We start from the raw sequence: 17,979 nt of genomic DNA on the forward strand, positions 1-17,979 counted from the left end.
ATCGAACAGCATGGAACATTTAGTTATCAAAAGAGCGGGAAACTATGTACCGTTTGAAGGGTATAAAATTCAGATAGCCATAGAAAAAGCCTTTACCAGTGTAGGGCGGTCACCTGATCCCGAAATATATAAAAGACTGATGAGCCGTTTGGACGCGGGAAGCATCCTGTCGGTAGAAGAAATACAGGATGCCATTGAAAAGGAACTGTATGAAGCGGGCTGTTTTGAAGTGATGCGTTCTTTTATGTTGTACAGACACACACGTAAGATGCAAAGGGAACACGGGCACGGGTTAAATGAACATACCACCTATGTGGACAGTTCCCAAACGGTGGCAGAATACATAGAACAAACAGATTGGCGGATCCATGCCAATGCCAATACGTCGTATTCCAATGCGGGGCTGGTAAATAATGTAGCGGGAAAGCTGATAGCCAATTACTGGCTGGATGAGGTATATTCGAAAGCGGAAGGCCATGCGCACCGGAACGGGGATATTCATATACACGACCTCGATTGTCTCACGGGGTATTGTGCGGGCTGGAGCTTAAGGGTTCTGCTCAATGAAGGGTTCAACGGTGTCCGGGGCCGGGTGGAAAGCCGCCCGCCCGGTCATTTCAGGGAAGCCCTGGGGCAGATGGCCAATTTTCTGGGGATATTGCAAAGCGAATGGGCAGGGGCACAGGCTTTCAGTTCTTTCGATACCTACCTGGCTCCCTATGTTTTTAAAGACCGGCTTACTTACGAAGAAGTGTTCAAGACTATACGCAGTTTTGTCTATAATCTCAATGTCCCGGCACGCTGGGGGCAGTCGCCTTTTACCAACATTACCCTGGACTGGGTAGTCCCCGAAGATTTGAAGATGCAGATCCCCACACGTGGGGACCGGCATTTGTTCGAGGGAAGTAACGATGCCGCACTTTCCCGGATGGCACGCGAACGGGGAGCAACGAAGGTAACCGATCTCCGGTACCGGCATTTTCAGAAAGAAATGCAGATCATCAATAAGGCTTACTACCAGGTAATGACCGAAGGCGATTCACAAGGACAGCCCTTTACCTTTCCCATTCCCACGGTGAATATCACGGAGGATTTTGACTGGTACGGAGAAAATACGGATATCCTCTTTGAGAACACCGCCAAAATCGGGTCGTCCTATTTCCAGAACTTTATAGGCAGTCAGTATTTAACGGATGAAAACGGAAACAGGGTTCCCAATCCCGACGCCTACCAGCCCAATGCCGTGAGGAGTATGTGTTGCCGCTTGCAACTGGACCTGAGAGAATTGCTAAAAAGGGGGAACGGCCTGTTTGGCAGCGCCGAAATGACTGGAAGTATCGGGGTCGTCACCCTAAATATGGCACGATTGGGATATTTGTATGCCGGGAAAAAAGAGCAGTTATACCGGGCTTTGGACCGGCTGTTGGAGTTGGCACAATCGACTCTGGAGAAAAAAAGGGTTTTTATACAGGAAATGTACGACAGGGGGCTTTATCCGTATACCCGGCGTTACCTGTCGCATTTCCGGAATCATTTTTCCACCATAGGTGTAAACGGAATGAACGAAATGGTACGGAACTTTACACACGACCGGTATGATGTGACGAATGCTTTCGGACATGAAATGGTTGCCGGAATACTGGATCACGTACGGTCGCGCTTACAGGAGTTTCAGGAAGAGACCGGGAACCTGTATAACCTGGAAGCAACACCGGCAGAAGGTACGACATACAGGTTTGCCAAGGAAGACCTGAAGCGCTATCCGGAGATCATCCAGGCCGGGACTGCGGAAAACCCGTATTATACCAACAGTTCACAACTCCCGGTCGATTTTACCGACGATCCGTTTGAGGCTTTATTGAAGCAGGACGAATTACAATGCAAATATACCGGGGGAACGGTATTGCACCTGTATATGAATGAAAAGATCAGTTCACCCGAGGCCTGCAGACAGTTTGTCAAGACCGTATTAACACAGTTTAAACTGCCTTACATTACGGTAACCCCGGTATTCAGTATTTGCCCGGTTCACGGTTATTTGAACGGAGAACATGAATTCTGCCCGAAATGCGACGACATTTTACTTGACCGGCTTCATACCGGACAATACGAAGCACCGGCATGACTCCCGGGTTCCGGAAACCGTGATCCCGGGTTTTATTAAAATTGAATTTTTATGTGTATCATATAATTATCCTTTAATAACCGCCCGCCGAAAACGGGCACTAAACGACAAAACCTATGAAAACAATCGAGCAACATGAATTGGACCAGTGTACAGTATCACGAACCAAATGCCTGGTATATACCCGGGTTATGGGGTATCACAGACCGGTAGAAAGTTTTAATATTGGAAAAAAAGGTGAGCATAAGCAGCGAAAACACTTCAGGGAAGGAAATTAAGAATATTTACAGTATAAGCCCGTTTACATTGCTGGATTATCCCGGGCATCCGGCCTGTATTATATGGTTCGCCGGGTGCAATATGCGGTGTTCGTACTGTTATAACCCCGATATCGTCCTGGGAAAGGGACGTTTGACCTATACCGGGGCTCTGGATTTCCTGCGAAGCCGGAGCGGGCTGTTGCAGGGTGTGGTGTTGAGTGGGGGAGAGTGTCTGCTGCACTCTTCCGTCCCTGAGTTTGCCGCTCGTATAAGGGATCTGGGGTTCTTGGTAAAGGTAGACACCAATGGAAGCCGCCCGGAAGTGTTAAAAGAACTGATCGACCGGTCCCTGGCCGATTATGTTTCGCTGGATTTTAAAGCCCTGCCGGACCGGGAAGTTGCGGTCACGGGAGGTAAATATTTTGAAGGTTTCCGTCAATGCCTGGACCTGTTGCTGGACAGCCCTGTAACATTCGAAGTGCGTACCACTGTTCACAGTAACTTGTTACAGTCCCGCGACCTTTTAAAAATGAGTTCATTTCTGGCGCAAAGCGGGTATAGCGGTGTGTATTATCTGCAAAAGTTTCAGCGGAATGCTCCCACTTTAGGGAAACCCGGGCCGGACAGGGGAGGAATTGACCTGGCGGCACTCGAAACATCGCCCCTGTCCATACAGATCAGGGGTTAATTATTTTCCGGGGAAATTGCTGATTTTTTGCCGATAAAAAAGAGTCTTCGTAAAATGTGTATTTTTGCGGTAAATTCCCGGCGAATGCTATCAAAATCTTGTGAATACGGTATCAGGGCAACTTTATATGTAGCTTCCGAAACCCGGAAAAAACAGCGGGTAAGCCTGCGCGATATTGCCAGGAAGATCAAATCCCCCGAAGCCTTTACGGCTAAAATACTGCAAAAGCTGGTCAAACACAATATCGTAGCTTCCGTAAAGGGGTTCGGAGGCGGTTTTGAAATGGCCACTGCCAATCTCAGAACCATAAGCATGAAAGACCTGGTCATAGCCATAGACGGGGACGGACTCTTTACCCGTTGCAGCCTGGGATTGCACGAATGCAGCGAAACACAGCCCTGCCCGTTCCACGCCAGGTACAAGCCGGTGAAGGAGAACCTGAAAACCCTTTTTGAACAAACCAGCCTCGAAGAATTGATGAGCGGGCTTGATGAAGGGAAGACTTTTTTAAAACTGTAGTCACAGTCATAGGATTACTGTCCGGTCCCCGGACATTTTTAGTGTACTATCCTAAGTACCTTAATCCCGATATCTCATCACCCTAAGTTTATAATCTGAAGCCCCCTACGCTTACTATCATAAACATTTCAAACTTACCATCCCTGTTGCAGCTTTTTTGCAAACATGACCTCTGTCATAAAATAAGACTTTCGTAAACGGCAAATTTGTACTGTGAAAAATCTTTTGAAAAACAGGAAAAATTTGTCTGATTTAATATGAAATACATTATGAACAGAGAACGTAAGCTATGGATAGGTTTTGCATTGGTCATACTGCTGTCTTTCGCGGTTTTAGGTTATTATGGGTACGAAATATACCAGGAATCCCCTCCCGTCCCCGAAAAGATAGTTACAACCGACGGTCAGGAGGTATTCACCGGTCAGGAGATAAAGGACGGTCAGAATATCTGGCAGAGTATGGGAGGACAGGAAGTGGGGTCCGTTTGGGGCCACGGGGCCTACGTAGCCCCTGACTGGACTGCGGACTGGCTGCACAGAGAGGCTTTATTTATACTCGACCTTTACGCAAAGGAAGACCATAATACCACTTACGATGCCTTAAACGCGGAACAACAAGCCGCTTTGAAGGTACGTCTTCAAAAGAAACTTCGCACCAATACATACGACCCGGCATCCGGCACCATTACCATATCCGGAGAAAGGGAACAGGCTATCGAATATCTCAGCAAGTATTATAAAGGCTTGTTTACCGACGATCCCGGATTTGACCAGTTGCGCAGCGACTACGCCATTCCGAAGAACAGCATTAAGGATGAGGCCCGGATGCACAAGATGAATGCCTTTTTCTTCTGGGCTACCTGGGCAACGGTGACAGAAAGGCCGGGGAGTAGCGTGTCCTATACCCACAACTGGCCTTCCGATGAACTTGTGGGGAATACACCCACCCGCGACCTGCTGGCCTGGTCGGGAGTGAGTATTATCCTGCTGATCCTTTGCATAGGCATCATGGTGTTTTATCACGTAAAATCGGGGGAGAACGAAAGTACTCCGGTGCCGGCAGAAGACCCCTTGTTAAAACAGGGAATAACCCCATCCATGCAACTGGTGAAAAAATACTTCTGGATCGTGAGCCTGCTTATGGTCCTCCAGATGTTGCTGGGCGTGGTTACGGCGCATTACGGTGTTGAAGGCGATGGGCTGTACGGCATTCCCCTCGACCGGATACTCCCGTATGCTGTTTCGCGGACCTGGCACACCCAGCTCGCTATTTTCTGGATCGCTACCGCATGGCTGGCCACCGGGCTTTATATGGCCCCGGCCGTGTCCGGAAAAGATCCGAAATACCAGAAGTTCGGGGTTAATTTCCTGTTTATCGCCCTGTTGATTATTGTACTGGGGTCCATGGCCGGCCAGTGGATGGGCGTGATGCAAAAACTGGACCTTACCGGGAACTTCTGGTTCGGGCACCAGGGCTATGAGTATGTAGACCTTGGCAGGTTCTGGCAAATATTCCTGTTTGTCGGGCTCTTCTTATGGCTGGCCCTTATGGTACGTCCCTTAATACCGGTACTCAAAGCAAAAACACCGGAAAAGAACCTGATTGTCATGTTCCTGGTATCGTGTACCGCTATCGCCGCTTTCTATGGCGCAGGCTTAATGTGGGGACGGCAGACCAACCTTGCCATAGCCGAATACTGGAGATGGTGGGTGGTTCACCTCTGGGTTGAAGGCTTCTTTGAAGTGTTTGCCACCGTAGTGATCGCATTTCTGTTTGTACGCCTGGGCCTGTTAAAAACAAAAACAGCCACACTTAATGTGTTGCTGGCTACCATCATTTTTATGTCGGGAGGTATTATAGGTACTTTTCACCACCTGTATTTTACAGGAACACCTACCGCAGTTATGGCTTTGGGAGCAACGTTCAGCGCTTTGGAAGTGGTGCCGCTGACCTTGATCGGTTACGAGGCCTGGCACAACTATAAGCTGTCTAAAACCGCCAAATGGCTCGAAGATTATAAATGGCCTATCTATTTTATGATCGCCGTGGCCTTCTGGAACTTCCTCGGTGCCGGGATCTTCGGGTTTATCATCAACCCGCCCATTGCGCTCTATTATGTACAGGGACTGAACACAACTCCCTTGCACGGGCACACGGCACTGTTCGGGGTATACGGGATGCTCGGTATCGGGCTGATGTTGTTTGTACTGAGGAGCCTTTACAGGAATATCAGGTGGAACGAAAGGCTTTTAAAAATATCGTTCTGGTCCCTTAATATCGGATTGCTCGGAATGGCCCTGCTGAGCCTGTTGCCCATTGGGATATGGCAGGCCGTGGAAAGTATTGAACACGGTATGTGGTATGCCCGTTCTTCCGAACTTATGCAACATCCCACCATGATCATGCTGAAATGGCTGCGCTCCATAGGCGATATCATTTTCGGTATCGGTATCGTAGCCACCTGCTGGTTTGTATTTCAATTGACATTTAAAAACAAAAAACAATAAGAAAATGGAAGCATTAATGAACAAACAGATCGGTGAATTCGTAGCTGAAGATTACAGAACAGCTGCCGTTTTTTCAAAATACGGAATTGACTTTTGCTGCAAAGGCAATCGCACCATAGATGAAGTATGTACCAAAAAAGGACTCGACAAAACCGTTTTGCTCGACAATCTGAGTACAGTGCTGAACACACAACCCGACCAGGCTATCGATTACAGGTCATGGCCTCTGGACCTTTTGACGGATTATATTGAGAAAAAGCACCATCGCTATGTAGAAGATACTGTTCCCGTACTCCTGCAGTTCCTGGATAAACTGAGAAGGGTGCACGGGGAACGGCACCCGGAACTGTTCAAGGTGTATGAACTGTTTACCGAAACGGCCGGGGCGTTAAGCCAGCATATGAAAAAGGAAGAACTTGTACTGTTCCCGTATATCAGGAAAATGTTTAAAGCGAAACTCAACGATAATACTGTTGAAGCGTCACATTTCGGCCGGGTGGAAAACCCCATTACTGTGATGAAACACGAACACGACGAAGAAGGAGAGCGTTTCAGGGAGATTGCCCGGACAACCGATAACTATACCCTTCCGCAGGATGCGTGTAATACCTACAGGGTGGCGTTTGCAATGCTGGACGAGTTTGAGAAAGACCTGCACCTCCACATTCATCTCGAGAACAACATCCTTTTTCCCGGAGCCGTAAAACTTCAGGAAACCGTGTTATAGAAAATGACATATATCAAATTCATAGTATTCCTTCATATCCTCGGCGGATGTGTCTGGGTGGGCGGACATTTGATCTTATTGTTGCGCTATCTCCCGCAATCGCTGAAAACAAAAGATCCGTCGCACATCCTGAGGTTTGAGGAAAAGTATGAAAAAATAGGGATACCCGCATTGATCGTCCAGGTGATTACCGGAGTGCTCCTGGGGTTCAGCTACCACATCAACTGGTTTGGTTTTAACAGCCCTGCGGATGTGGTAGTCAACCTCAAACTCATACTGTTGCTGGCAACAGTGGGACTGGCCGTACATGCCCGTCTTTTTATCATCCCGAAGTTAAACGAAAAGAACCTTATGCGTTTGGCTTGGCATATTGCTGCGGTAACCCTGCTGGCCGTGTGTTTTGTGTACCTGGGAGTTTCGTTTAGAATGGGGTTTTGAGATGGGTTTTTTAAGCTGTTTTTAATATTTCCCTTTTTGTAAAAAGCCACGGATACACGAATTACTTTTTAGCGTTGCGTTGTGCCCGGTAACAGTATAAAAACAGGCAACTTTGCTAACTGAAACCACCTGCATTCCCCCGGCTACTATACATATTCCCTTATACAAAAACATTCGTGTATCCGTGGCCCTATGGAAACGTGGAATCTGTATCATTTAAAAGTAAGGGGCGTTCTCAATTATGGACGGTATTGAAAATGACGGGATTGAAATTAACGCTTATCCATGCCCAGTGTTGTAGTTTGCCCGCATTTCCGCCTTTTAAAACTTCCAGGGAACTGCTGCCGAACATTCGGGAATAGCCGAAAGACAGGTCAATGTGCTTATAAAGTCTGTAACGGGCGACAAGGTCTGCCTCAATACCCAGGTAGTCCTTCATAATTCCGTTGTTTTCGTTGAGCACGGATGCAGCCGCCCGGAATAAATGGGGTTGCAATACGATATCCAGTTTGTTTTTATGATAGCCGGCTTTGGCATAAACATCGTGGAGCCCTACGGAATTGATATGGTTCCCCACATAGAAATAATCCATAAAACCATTAAAGGCATGATTCGTCCCGAATAAAGGGTTGAACGATTTAACGGTGCCCTGCACCTTATTCATATCCGTTCCGGAAAGGTATTCATAGCCCGCTCCCGTGCGCCATGTATCCGATACCCGGTAATTGAGGTCGATACCCGCATTCCACGCCCGGACATTCGAGCCGTTTTGTTCTCCGTATTGTCCGTAAACCGATGATGATACCACAAGGTTGTTGTATTGAAACTTATAAAATCCTCCTGCGGTTTGCAGGTATTGTGTATTGCGTTCTCCTGTAAGGTCGTCCGTAAATTCGTATCCCGTGTTCAGTGCAAGTATGCTCAGTGCCGAATGCTTAAAATTAAGATGATACCACAGGAACTGCATGTTCTTATAATTATTTATACCATAGTTCTCTTCCGAGAGATTTTCGTTTTCCGAACTGACGGAAAGTCCGAAATCGATACGATGCCGATGGTCGGGTTTAAAAGTTACCAGGAAGGCGTCATGGGTGCGGCCCTGCTGTGCCCAGTCTACTTTGCCGAATATTCTTTGATTGTCATATACCAGCTCCTGTCTGCCTAACTTAAAGCTCCATTTCTCATCGGGGGCATAGCTGCCATAAGCCTGATAGACCATGAGGTTGTTCCTGTCTGAAGTATTAAGTGTTGGTACATCTCCCCAAACCCTGATGTTCTGGAAAGAAAGTTTTACCTCCAGTTTCTCGTTTTCGAAATTCATGTTTATACGCGAGCGCTGCGATACAAGAGAAGCGGGGTCCCGCTTATCGGTCAAAAGCGTTTTATAACCGTTTCTGTATTCGTATCGCGGACGCAATTGCAGAGCGATGTTTAATTCCTGGGCAAAAAGCCCCCGGCCCAATACTGCGAACAGTATGGGAAAAATATATAATTTCATATGAGTGTGTTAAATTTAGTTGTTCGGGATGTATGTTTTCAGGACTTAGGACCGCAGGACGTAAGACGCAGGACTGCTCCCGGGTGCTCTGGCTATGGTATGGCGCCGGCAGCCTGTTCTATATGCATTACGGTATTCGCTGAGTTTACTCCCAGGCCTTCCTGTTGAAATACCAGTTCCCCATTATGGTCGAAAACACTGATGATATTGGAGTGTGAAAAATCTATCGGAGAGATCTCTTTATAGCTTACAGCTACCACTGCGGCAAATTCACGGGTGTTTTCCTCGCTCGACCTCAGGAAAACCCAGGGAGGCTGATCCATAAGGTTTTCTTCGGCAAAGACTTTTAACCGTTCGGGAGTGTCTGTTTCGGGATCGATGCTTACGAAGACCATTTTTACATGTTTTTTTGCCTGTTCCGAAAGCTGCTTTTCTATATTTCTCATGTCTGCAACCAGTCGCGGGCACGCCGCTTTGCAGGAAGTGTAGATCATGACCATCACCAGTACGTCACCGCGGAGGTCTTCGAGTTCAAGCTGTTTTCCGTTTTGATCGGTCCATTCGGATTTCAGGTTAAAAAGGGATAGGTCTGAAACCGGAGCATCTACCGGTGTTTTATGCGATTGTTGAACTGTGGGCACCAGGCTCATATTACATACCGGGCAGCTCCCTTCGGAGGCATATACTTTATCTCCTTCGCAGTGCATGGGGCATTCGTAGGCTTCTGCAATGCGATCCTTTTTCGGGTGCCCGTTATGACAGGACATCATTCCTGTCACGATTATCAATATCAAAAATATCTTTTTCATACGAATAAATTCAGGTTAAATATTGGACATACGACTATGGGACTTAAGATTTAAGGCGGCCGGTTAATATCCGTTTTTCTGTCCTGCGTCTTAAATCGACCGTCTTAGGTCAAAAAACTAAAACTATTTTCTCCATCCTCTTTTGCACCGTCATGGAAGTTTTATAGGCTTATTTTCAGTGTTTTTTCGGGACCTGACACATCTGAACCCCAGGTTTTTGATGGTATATCTCGCTTTTACGCTTCCCCGGAAAGCATAACGCATAAAGGCGGCGTAGTTCATGAGGTCGGTTGCCCCGATGGCCGCGCTTCCGCAAAACAGGTTACTGTCCTTGCCGGAGTCTTTTCGCGATTCCCCGGAGATCAAAACAGAATTGAAATCGAGCGTCCACTCCCAGACCAGTCCGTGCAGGTCGTATACTCCCCAATAGTTTTTTGGGGTTTTGCCGATCGTGTTTTTATGTGTTTTCGGGGTTTCGTACCATGCCAGTATTTGCTGATTGTAGGATGCTTTGATCCTTGCATCGGGGAGTTTTTCATCGGCCATGGCCACGTATTCCCATTCGTCCACGGTCGGTAACCTTTTTCCCCGGCATTCGCAATACGCTTTGGCGGCAAACCAGGAAACATAGGTAACCGGGCTTTTTAAATGTTCGCCGTCTTTAATTTCCAGGTCGTTCTTCCAGTGATACAGGTAGTTGTCCTCGGCAAACAACTTTTTGACTGCCGACTTTCGCCATTGCGGGTACTGCGTTACAAAGGCAATAAAGTCTGCATTGGTTACGGGATGGACGTCCATTTCAAAATTTTCGACCTCTGCCACTGTGCCCTTGCTTCCGTACAGAGGCAGGTAGCTGCCGCCCTTTACAAATGCCATACCTTCAGATTGTGCATGGCAAAACCAGTTAACAGCAAAAAGGGGAATCAGGAACCTGAAGGTTATGGCATTCATAATACTATTGATTTTTTAGCGGGTAATTATAATTTTTTATTTCTGACTTTAGTGACCATGGCCGGTGTCACATTCTTTTTGGAATTTCCCCAGCTGTTATATATATAGGCCAGAACATTGGCGATTTCATCATCCGAAAGGTTTTGCGGGGTCATGATGCTGTTGTACTTTTCTCCGTTTACCGTAATTTCGCCTGTCAGCCCGCTAAGTACAACATCGATGGCCCGGTTTACGTCCGCATTTAAAAAGTCCGATTTTGCGAGCGGGGGGAAGGCCCCCGGTATTCCCTGTCCTTCGGCCTGATGGCATGCAAAACAGGTTTGCATATACACTTGTTTTCCGGCGTTGACACGTTCTTCGGGTGAGCGTGCGGGAGCCCGGAGTTCTGCGATTTCTTCGGTTGCGGGTACTGACCGGGTTTTCTTTTCCCCGGGCTGATAGGTCTCTTCGCGCAACTCCCCTGAATAAATCGTTTTGTTCCCTTCGCCCTGAACGTTCAGCATGCCGAGAGCCCCCTTATTAAAAGCTCTGAATATAGAGTGATCGACAAGGACAAAACTTCCGGGGACTTCTACCCTGAACTCAACGATTGCAGCTCCGCCGGCAGGGATTAAGGTGGTCTGGACATTTTCGTTTTCCAGGCTTCCCCCTTCGGCATATACCTTGTCGAAAATTTCCCCGATAACATGGAACGACGATACCAGGTTGGGCCCTCCGTTACCCATATATATCCTTACGGTTTCTCCTACATTGGCCGTTATGGCATTGTCCCCGGTCAAAGCACCGACCTTGCCGTTGAACACCACGTAGTCGGGGCGTTCATCTACGGCTTTCCGCATGTCAAAGGCCTGTAAGCCTTTTTCCCCGTTTTTCCCTTTGGTGTAAAAGTCACCCTGCATCACATAGTATTCCTTATCTACCAATGGCAATCCCCCTTCGGGTTCTACCAGGATCAACCCGTACATGCCGTTGGCAATGTGCATTCCTACCGGCGCCGTGGCACAGTGGTAAACATACAGGCCGGGGTTTAACACCTTGAACGAGAATACTTTTTCGTGCCCCGGGGCTACAAACGAAGATTCGGCGCCACCTCCCGGGCCTGTCACGGCATGCAGATCTATATTGTGGGGCAGCTTGTTGTCCGGGTGATTCTTTAAATGAAATTCTACTTCATCCCCGACACGTGTCCTGATAAAGCTCCCGGGGACCGTTCCGCCAAAAGTCCAGTACACATAGCTGACACCATCTGCCATTTCGCCTTCCTCCTCAAGAATCTCCATTTCCACGATGAGCTTTCGGGCCCGGCGTTTCCCCACGGGCTCCGGAACCCGGGGAGGGGAGGTGAGTTCGGCTTTTGTTTCCTTGAGATCGGGAGTTTTGGCGGTATAGGCATAAGCCTCCTTTTCTTTCTTTTCACATGAAAATGCAAAAAGAATGATGAAACCATAAACAAGTAATTTATAGGGTCTACCTCTGAATTTGTTTTGAATGAATGGGTTCATAAACTTGGAATTTTAGTACTCAATTATTATTAAATAATTGTTTATTAGTTTTTTAAAAAGGATATTTTTATCCTGTTTCTGATCAAAAAAATCCTTTTATCACCCCAAAGATAATTTGTCTGTCGATTGTTGTCCTATGACATTTGTCAGGTTTTGAAAAGGAGGAAATGGAAGGGGAACAGGTCTTATCAAATAGAATTTACCTGTGGATTGTTCTTAAATGCATGGACATTAAAGCGATATAAAAGAGAATTTGCAGGAGGAAGTTGTTTCCCCTGGTCAGATGTTAAAGGCCCGGTTTTTTATCCGGATGAGATTTTTTCGAGCGCTTCCATAGCGTTTACCCGTAATTTTTTCCCTTTCGCAGTAACAAGATTCTGTTTTATAAAATCCGAAAGCGTACGGATAAGCGATTCGGTAGCGGTGCCTACCATTCCGGCCAGTTCTTCACGGGTCATTTGTGCGGAAAGAAACCCGTGCTCATCTTCCCCGAAAGTGTTATACAGGTAGATAAGGGTGTCGGCCAGGCGTTGTTTTACGGTTTTCTGTGCCATGTCAACCGTGGAATTGTTGGCATTTTTGAGATCGTGACATACATCCCTGATAACTTCGGATGAAAATTCCCTGTTGGTTTCAAACGATCTTAAGATGTCCTTTTTAGGAAGGAGACAGATTTCCATGTCGCTGATAGCAACTGCACTGAGATTCACTTTTTCATTGCTTATTACGCTTCGCTGCCCCAGCAGGTCACCACTGCTCACCAGCTTTACGATCTGTTCTCTTCCGTTGGCACTGAGTTTAGTGAGCTTGCATATACCTTTTTTAATACAATAAACCCCTTTCAGGTGATCTCCCTCTTCGAAGAGGATTTGTCCCTTCTTTATGGTTTCCGATGTTTTACAAACGGTTATCCGCATCAACTCATCTTTGGTAAGTGCATTCAGGGCACTAAACTGTCGTACTATACACTGTTCGCATCTGTCCATATCCGTACCGTTGGGATCCGGAGGTAAAATTACGAAATATAAGCTGATAAATGTCATGTTATTTCCTGCTGCTGTTTGACACCTTTGCTGCAAAATCATTGCATTATGGAGAATACGGACCGGGTTTGTTTTCATTGCGGCGCTTCCTGTACCGGTACACCGATAGTCCGTGAGAACAGGGATTTTTGCTGTTCCGGCTGCAGGACGGTGTATGACATTCTTTCGGAGAATGGCCTGGAGGGCTATTACAGCATGGATAGAACCCCCGGAGCCCGTCCGGGGGAGATTTCCGGCAAATACGATTTTCTGGACAATGAGGCCATTGCGGAAAAATTGCTGGAATTTTACGAAGACAACATACAGGTTGTAAACCTCCGCATACCGGGAATACACTGCAGCTCCTGTATATGGGTGCTGGAAAATTTAAAAAGACTCAACAAGGGGATAAGGTATTCCCAGGTAGACTTTCCCGGAAAAGAACTGAGGATATCCTATGACAGCAGGCATGTTTCACTGAAGGAAGTAGTGTGGCTACTCGGTTCCATAGGGTATGAACCCCGTATAAGTCTTGAAAATTACGAAGACAAGCCCGTTGCGGAAAACAGGGCACTCCTGTATAAACTGGGGATCGCCGGATTTGCTTTCGGCAATGTGATGTTGTTGTCCTTCCCCGAGTATTTCGAAATGGGGGAATTCTGGCTGGAGCAGTACAAGCCGTTCTTCCGCTGGCTGATGTTTGCACTTTCCCTGCCTGCCGTTTTGTATGTGGCCGGCGATTATTTTGTGTCCTCCTACCGTAGTCTCCGTTCCGGATTGCTTAATATCGATGTTCCCATAGCCCTGGGGATCGCGGTGATGTTCCTGCGGAGTACGGCAGATATTGTTTTCGGGTATGGCCCCGGTTTTTTTGACAGTCTCACGGGGCTGATCTTTTTTATGACCATCGGGAAATACCTTCAGCAAAGGACTTACGCCTCTCTTTCCTTCGAACGGGATTACAAATCGTATTTTCCCATCGCGGTAACGCGGATCTCTGGGGAAAGGGAAGCGGCCGTACAGCTATACGATATAAAAAAGGGGGACAGGCTCCTTATACGCAATGAAGAACTCATCCCCGTGGATTGCAGGCTGATAAAAGGCAATGCCCTGATCGATTACAGTTTTGTCACGGGAGAGGCCCGTCCCGTGTCCAGATCACCCGGGGCTAAATTGTTTGCCGGGGGCAGGCAGGTTTCGGGACTGGTGGAGGTGGAGGCCGTGCGTTCCGTATCACAAAGCTATCTCACGAAACTGTGGTCCAGCAATACTTTTAAAGAAAAGAAAGAAGAACGTTATACAAACATCACCAACACCGTAAGCAGGTATTTTACCCCTGTGGTACTGACTGTGGCATTGCTGTCATTGAGCTATTGGCTGTGGCTCGGAAAAACGGATACGGCCTTCAATGCCTTTACCGCAGTCCTTATCATCGCCTGCCCCTGTGCCCTGGCCCTGTCGGCCCCGTTTGCCCTCGGCAACCTGCTTCGTATTTTCGGCAGGAGGAAATTCTACCTTAAGAACGCTTCGGTCATAGAACGGCTGGCAACGATAGATACCGTCATTTTCGATAAGACCGGGACCATCACTTCCGCCAGGGAGGGGAGCATAACCTACGAGGGAGAACCATTGAACCGGACGGAGGAAGACATGCTTAAAAGTACGCTCCGGAATTCTGCCCATCCTCTCAGCAGGCAACTCTACACCATATTGAAAAGCAATAACATTCTCACTCCCGACGAGTATGAGGAATGCATAGGAAAAGGAATAGAAGCGACTTACCGGGAACAGCATATTCGTATAGGCTCCGGGGCGTTTGCCGGAAATGAGGATCGGGAGTCTTCTCCGAAGACAAGTGTCCATATCAATACGAACAACAGGTACAGGGGAAAATTCATCTTCGGAAACAGGTACAGGCAAGGACTTTCTTCCCTGTTCCGGAAATTGTCCGGTAAATATCGTCTGGTTATCCTCAGTGGTGATAATGAAAGCGAGCGCAAGACCCTGGAAAAAATGTTGCCGCCCGGTGTACAGATGTGCTTTAACCGGAAACCGGAACACAAGTTGAACTATGTAAGACAATGTCAGCAAAACGGGGCCCGGGTGATGATGGTCGGCGACGGGCTCAATGATGCCGGGGCCCTGCAACAAAGTAATGCCGGAGTGGTTATTGCCGAAGATACCAACGCCTTTTCCCCGGCTTGTGACGCCATTCTCGATGCTTCGCGATTTCGGGAGATCCATGAGTTTCTCAGGATATCCAAAAAGGGAATGCAGGTGGTAAAAATAAGTTTTGCACTGTCCTTTCTCTACAATATCGCGGGGCTGTCCTTTGCGGTGACCGGGAAATTATCCCCGGTGATCGCAGCGATCCTGATGCCGCTGAGCTCTGTGACCATCGTGGTATTCGTGACCCTGCTGACCAATTTTATCGGCAGAAAACTAAATAACCCACGAACAGGAAATCAAACATCCCAAACATGATTTTTATCATGTTTTGCCCGGAAGACGACAAGTAATTTTGTTTCGGAAAACAATCGATATGAGTGTTATCTACATACTAATAACCGTAAGTATTATCGTAGCTGCCGTATTTCTCATCGCTTTTATCACCGCGGTGAAGAGCGGGCAGTATCGCGACAGTTACACCCCGTCGGTACGCATGCTTTTCGAAGACGAACTGGTTGAAGACGACCAATCCTGCAATACGGAGAATAAACAATCATCATAAATATGGAAATAGAGCAGTTTTACTACGATAACAAAATTGTGCGGAAATTTTTGCTGGCCACCATGTTCTGGGGCATCATCGGGATGACGGTAGGCCTGCTGCTCGCCTTTTTGTTTTTGTTCCCCAACCTTACCGAGGGGATTCCCTGGCTTAGCTTCGGACGTTTGCGGCCGCTACATACCAACGCGGTGATCTTTGCCTTTGTGGGCAATGCCATTTTTGCCGGGGTTTATTATTCGCTGCAACGCCTGCTGAAAGCGAGGATGTACAGTGATTTTCTGAGCAATTTCAATTTCTGGGGATGGCAGCTTATTATCCTTTCCGCTGCGATCACACTTCCCCTCGGTTACACGACCTCCAAGGAGTATGCCGAACTCGAATGGCCCATAGACATAGCCATAGCCGTGGTATGGGTGGCCTTCGGGGCCAATATGATCGGTACCGTATTAAAACGGCGGCAAAGGCATCTGTATGTGGCGATCTGGTTTTACCTGGCCACTTTTGTCACCGTGGCCGTACTGCATATATTCAACAGCCTGGAAGTTCCGGTCAGCGGTCTTAAGAGTTATTCCGTTTACGCGGGAGTACAGGATGCCCTGGTACAGTGGTGGTACGGGCACAATGCCGTGGCTTTCTTTCTCACCACGCCTTTCCTGGGGCTGATGTACTATTTTGTACCGAAAGCGGCCAACAGGCCCATATATTCCTATAAATTATCCATTGTCCACTTCTGGTCGCTCATATTTATCTATATCTGGGCCGGGCCGCACCATTTGCTGTATTCTTCCCTTCCGGACTGGGCACAGAACCTCGGGGTAGCTTTTTCCATTATGCTTATCGCCCCTTCCTGGGGAGGGATGATCAATGGCCTGCTTACGCTTCGCGGGGCCTGGGACAAGGTGCGTACGGACCCGGTATTGAAATTCATGGTCGTAGCCATCACCGGGTATGGGATGGCCACTTTTGAAGGACCGATGCTCTCCCTGAAGAATGTCAATGCCATAGCCCACTTTACCGACTGGGTTATCGCTCACGTACATGTGGGGGCACTGGCATGGAATGGTTTCCTCACCTTCGGGATGATATACTGGCTGGTGCCTAAAATGTTCAAAACAAGGTTGTATTCCACGGGGCTTGCCAATTTCCACTTCTGGATAGGAACACTTGGGATCGTATTGTATACCCTGCCCATGTATGTGGCCGGATTTGTGCAGGCATCCATGTGGAAACAGTTCAACCCGGACGGGACACTTGTCTATGGAAACTTCCTGGAAACCGTGACCCAGATCATCCCGATGTACTGGATGCGTGCCATAGGCGGTTCGCTCTATATTGTCGGAGCCCTGATTGGTTGCTATAATATTATAGTGACCATACGAAAAGGCAGTAAAGTCAATGACGAACTGGCCGAAGCTCCCGCCCTGCAACGGGTAAAGAAAGGAAAACTGATAGGTGAAGGCTTCCATACCTGGCTGGAGCGAAGGCCGGTTCAGCTTACTGTCCTGGCTACCATTGCCATCCTTATCGGGGGCATCGTGGAAATTGTACCTACGCTTATAGTAAAATCCAATATCCCCACGATCACCAGTGTCAAACCCTATACACCCCTGGAACTGGAAGGCCGGGACATTTATATCCGTGAAGGGTGTGTAGGCTGTCATTCACAAATGGTACGTCCGTTCCGGAGCGAGGTGGAACGGTACGGGGAGTATTCCAAATCGGGCGAATACGTCTACGACCACCCCTTCCTCTGGGGAAGCAAGCGGACCGGGCCGGACCTGTTGCGCGTGGGCGGGAAATATTCGGACAACTGGCACTTTAACCATCTGTGGGACCCGCAGAGCACATCGTCCGGATCGATAATGCCCAGCTATAAATGGCTTATAAAAAACAGCCTTGATCGCAGTGCTATAGAAAATAAAATGAAGGCGATGGTCTCCCTGGGGGTACCCTATACCGACGAGGATATTGCACGTGCCCGGGAAAATATGGATGCACAGGCCGCGATGATAGAAAAAAGCCTGCACAACGATCCGGATTTTGTCAGGGCCTATGAAGAAGACAAACAGACCGCCCTGGAAAACGGGGAGGTCTTTACGGAAATGAAGGACCGGGAGATTGTAGCGCTCATCGCCTACCTGCAACGATTGGGCACCGATATCAAAATAAAGGACGAAAGTATCACCGATAAAAATCAATAGT

General features: G+C 47.8%; 15 protein-coding genes. 10 read left to right on the forward strand and 5 right to left on the reverse strand.

What is annotated here, in order from left to right:
• Positions 1–10 precede the first annotated feature (10 nt).
• The 7 genes from LS482_RS13110 (at position 11) to LS482_RS13140 (ending at position 7,264) form a co-directional block, all read left to right on the forward strand.
• Positions 11–2,125, forward strand: coding sequence for a ribonucleoside triphosphate reductase (locus LS482_RS13110; protein ID WP_233027972.1), 2,115 nt, complete (start codon positions 11–13; stop codon positions 2,123–2,125).
• Between the two features lie 191 nt (positions 2,126–2,316).
• Positions 2,317–2,403 carry an anaerobic ribonucleoside-triphosphate reductase gene (locus LS482_RS13115; RefSeq protein ID WP_233031824.1) on the forward strand — a complete coding sequence of 29 codons (87 nt, stop codon included), beginning with the start codon at positions 2,317–2,319 and terminating at the stop codon, positions 2,401–2,403.
• Entirely contained in the window at positions 2,363–3,073 is a 711-nt protein-coding gene (locus tag LS482_RS13120; protein ID WP_233027973.1) for an anaerobic ribonucleoside-triphosphate reductase activating protein, read from the forward strand. The genes LS482_RS13115 and LS482_RS13120 overlap by 41 nt, the downstream gene beginning before the upstream one ends.
• Before the next feature lie 84 nt (positions 3,074–3,157).
• Complete coding sequence (locus tag LS482_RS13125; RefSeq protein WP_233027974.1) at positions 3,158–3,592, forward strand: RrF2 family transcriptional regulator; 435 nt, start codon at positions 3,158–3,160, stop codon at positions 3,590–3,592.
• A gap of 269 nt (positions 3,593–3,861) precedes the next feature.
• Complete coding sequence (locus LS482_RS13130) at positions 3,862–6,099, forward strand: nitric-oxide reductase large subunit (RefSeq protein ID WP_233027975.1); 2,238 nt, start codon at positions 3,862–3,864, stop codon at positions 6,097–6,099.
• Positions 6,100–6,103: 4 nt separating this feature from the next.
• Positions 6,104–6,826, forward strand: coding sequence for an iron-sulfur cluster repair di-iron protein (gene ric / locus LS482_RS13135; RefSeq protein WP_233027976.1), 723 nt, complete (start codon positions 6,104–6,106; stop codon positions 6,824–6,826).
• A gap of 3 nt (positions 6,827–6,829) precedes the next feature.
• Positions 6,830–7,264, forward strand: coding sequence for a CopD family protein (locus LS482_RS13140; RefSeq protein WP_233027977.1), 435 nt, complete (start codon positions 6,830–6,832; stop codon positions 7,262–7,264).
• 235 nt (positions 7,265–7,499) lie between these two features.
• Here LS482_RS13140 and LS482_RS13145 read toward each other — a convergent pair whose 3' ends face one another.
• The 5 genes from LS482_RS13145 to LS482_RS13165 all read right to left on the reverse strand — a co-directional run bounded on the left by LS482_RS13145 (position 7,500) and on the right by LS482_RS13165 (position 13,010).
• Complete coding sequence (locus LS482_RS13145) at positions 7,500–8,762, reverse strand: alginate export family protein (RefSeq protein ID WP_233027978.1); 1,263 nt, start codon at positions 8,760–8,762, stop codon at positions 7,500–7,502.
• A gap of 92 nt (positions 8,763–8,854) precedes the next feature.
• A complete protein-coding gene (locus LS482_RS13150) occupies positions 8,855–9,571 on the reverse strand; it encodes an SCO family protein (protein WP_233027979.1) in 717 nt (238 codons plus the stop codon).
• A gap of 150 nt (positions 9,572–9,721) precedes the next feature.
• Positions 9,722–10,522 (reverse strand): formylglycine-generating enzyme family protein, encoded by an 801-nt coding sequence (locus LS482_RS13155; RefSeq protein ID WP_233027980.1) that lies wholly within the window; start codon positions 10,520–10,522, stop codon positions 9,722–9,724.
• Positions 10,523–10,548: 26 nt separating this feature from the next.
• Positions 10,549–12,024, reverse strand: a complete 1,476-nt coding sequence (gene nirK, locus LS482_RS13160; RefSeq protein ID WP_233027981.1) for a copper-containing nitrite reductase — start codon at positions 12,022–12,024, stop codon at positions 10,549–10,551.
• 302 nt (positions 12,025–12,326) lie between these two features.
• Positions 12,327–13,010 carry a Crp/Fnr family transcriptional regulator gene (locus LS482_RS13165; RefSeq protein WP_233027982.1) on the reverse strand — a complete coding sequence of 228 codons (684 nt, stop codon included), beginning with the start codon at positions 13,008–13,010 and terminating at the stop codon, positions 12,327–12,329.
• Positions 13,011–13,115: 105 nt separating this feature from the next.
• Between LS482_RS13165 and LS482_RS13170 the strand changes: the two genes are divergently transcribed.
• From LS482_RS13170 to ccoN, 3 genes are read left to right on the forward strand one after another with little or no spacing between them, the layout of a single operon-like run.
• A complete protein-coding gene (locus LS482_RS13170) occupies positions 13,116–15,530 on the forward strand; it encodes a heavy metal translocating P-type ATPase (RefSeq protein ID WP_233027983.1) in 2,415 nt (804 codons plus the stop codon).
• 58 nt (positions 15,531–15,588) lie between these two features.
• Positions 15,589–15,777, forward strand: coding sequence for a cbb3-type cytochrome oxidase assembly protein CcoS (ccoS, locus tag LS482_RS13175; RefSeq protein WP_233027984.1), 189 nt, complete (start codon positions 15,589–15,591; stop codon positions 15,775–15,777).
• Between the two features lie 2 nt (positions 15,778–15,779).
• A complete protein-coding gene (ccoN, locus tag LS482_RS13180; protein ID WP_233027985.1) occupies positions 15,780–17,978 on the forward strand; it encodes a cytochrome-c oxidase, cbb3-type subunit I in 2,199 nt (732 codons plus the stop codon).
• Position 17,979: the final 1 nt, after the last annotated feature.

Source organism: Sinomicrobium kalidii, from assembly GCF_021183825.1.
GTDB classification, from domain to species: Bacteria; Bacteroidota; Bacteroidia; order Flavobacteriales; family Flavobacteriaceae; genus Sinomicrobium; species Sinomicrobium kalidii.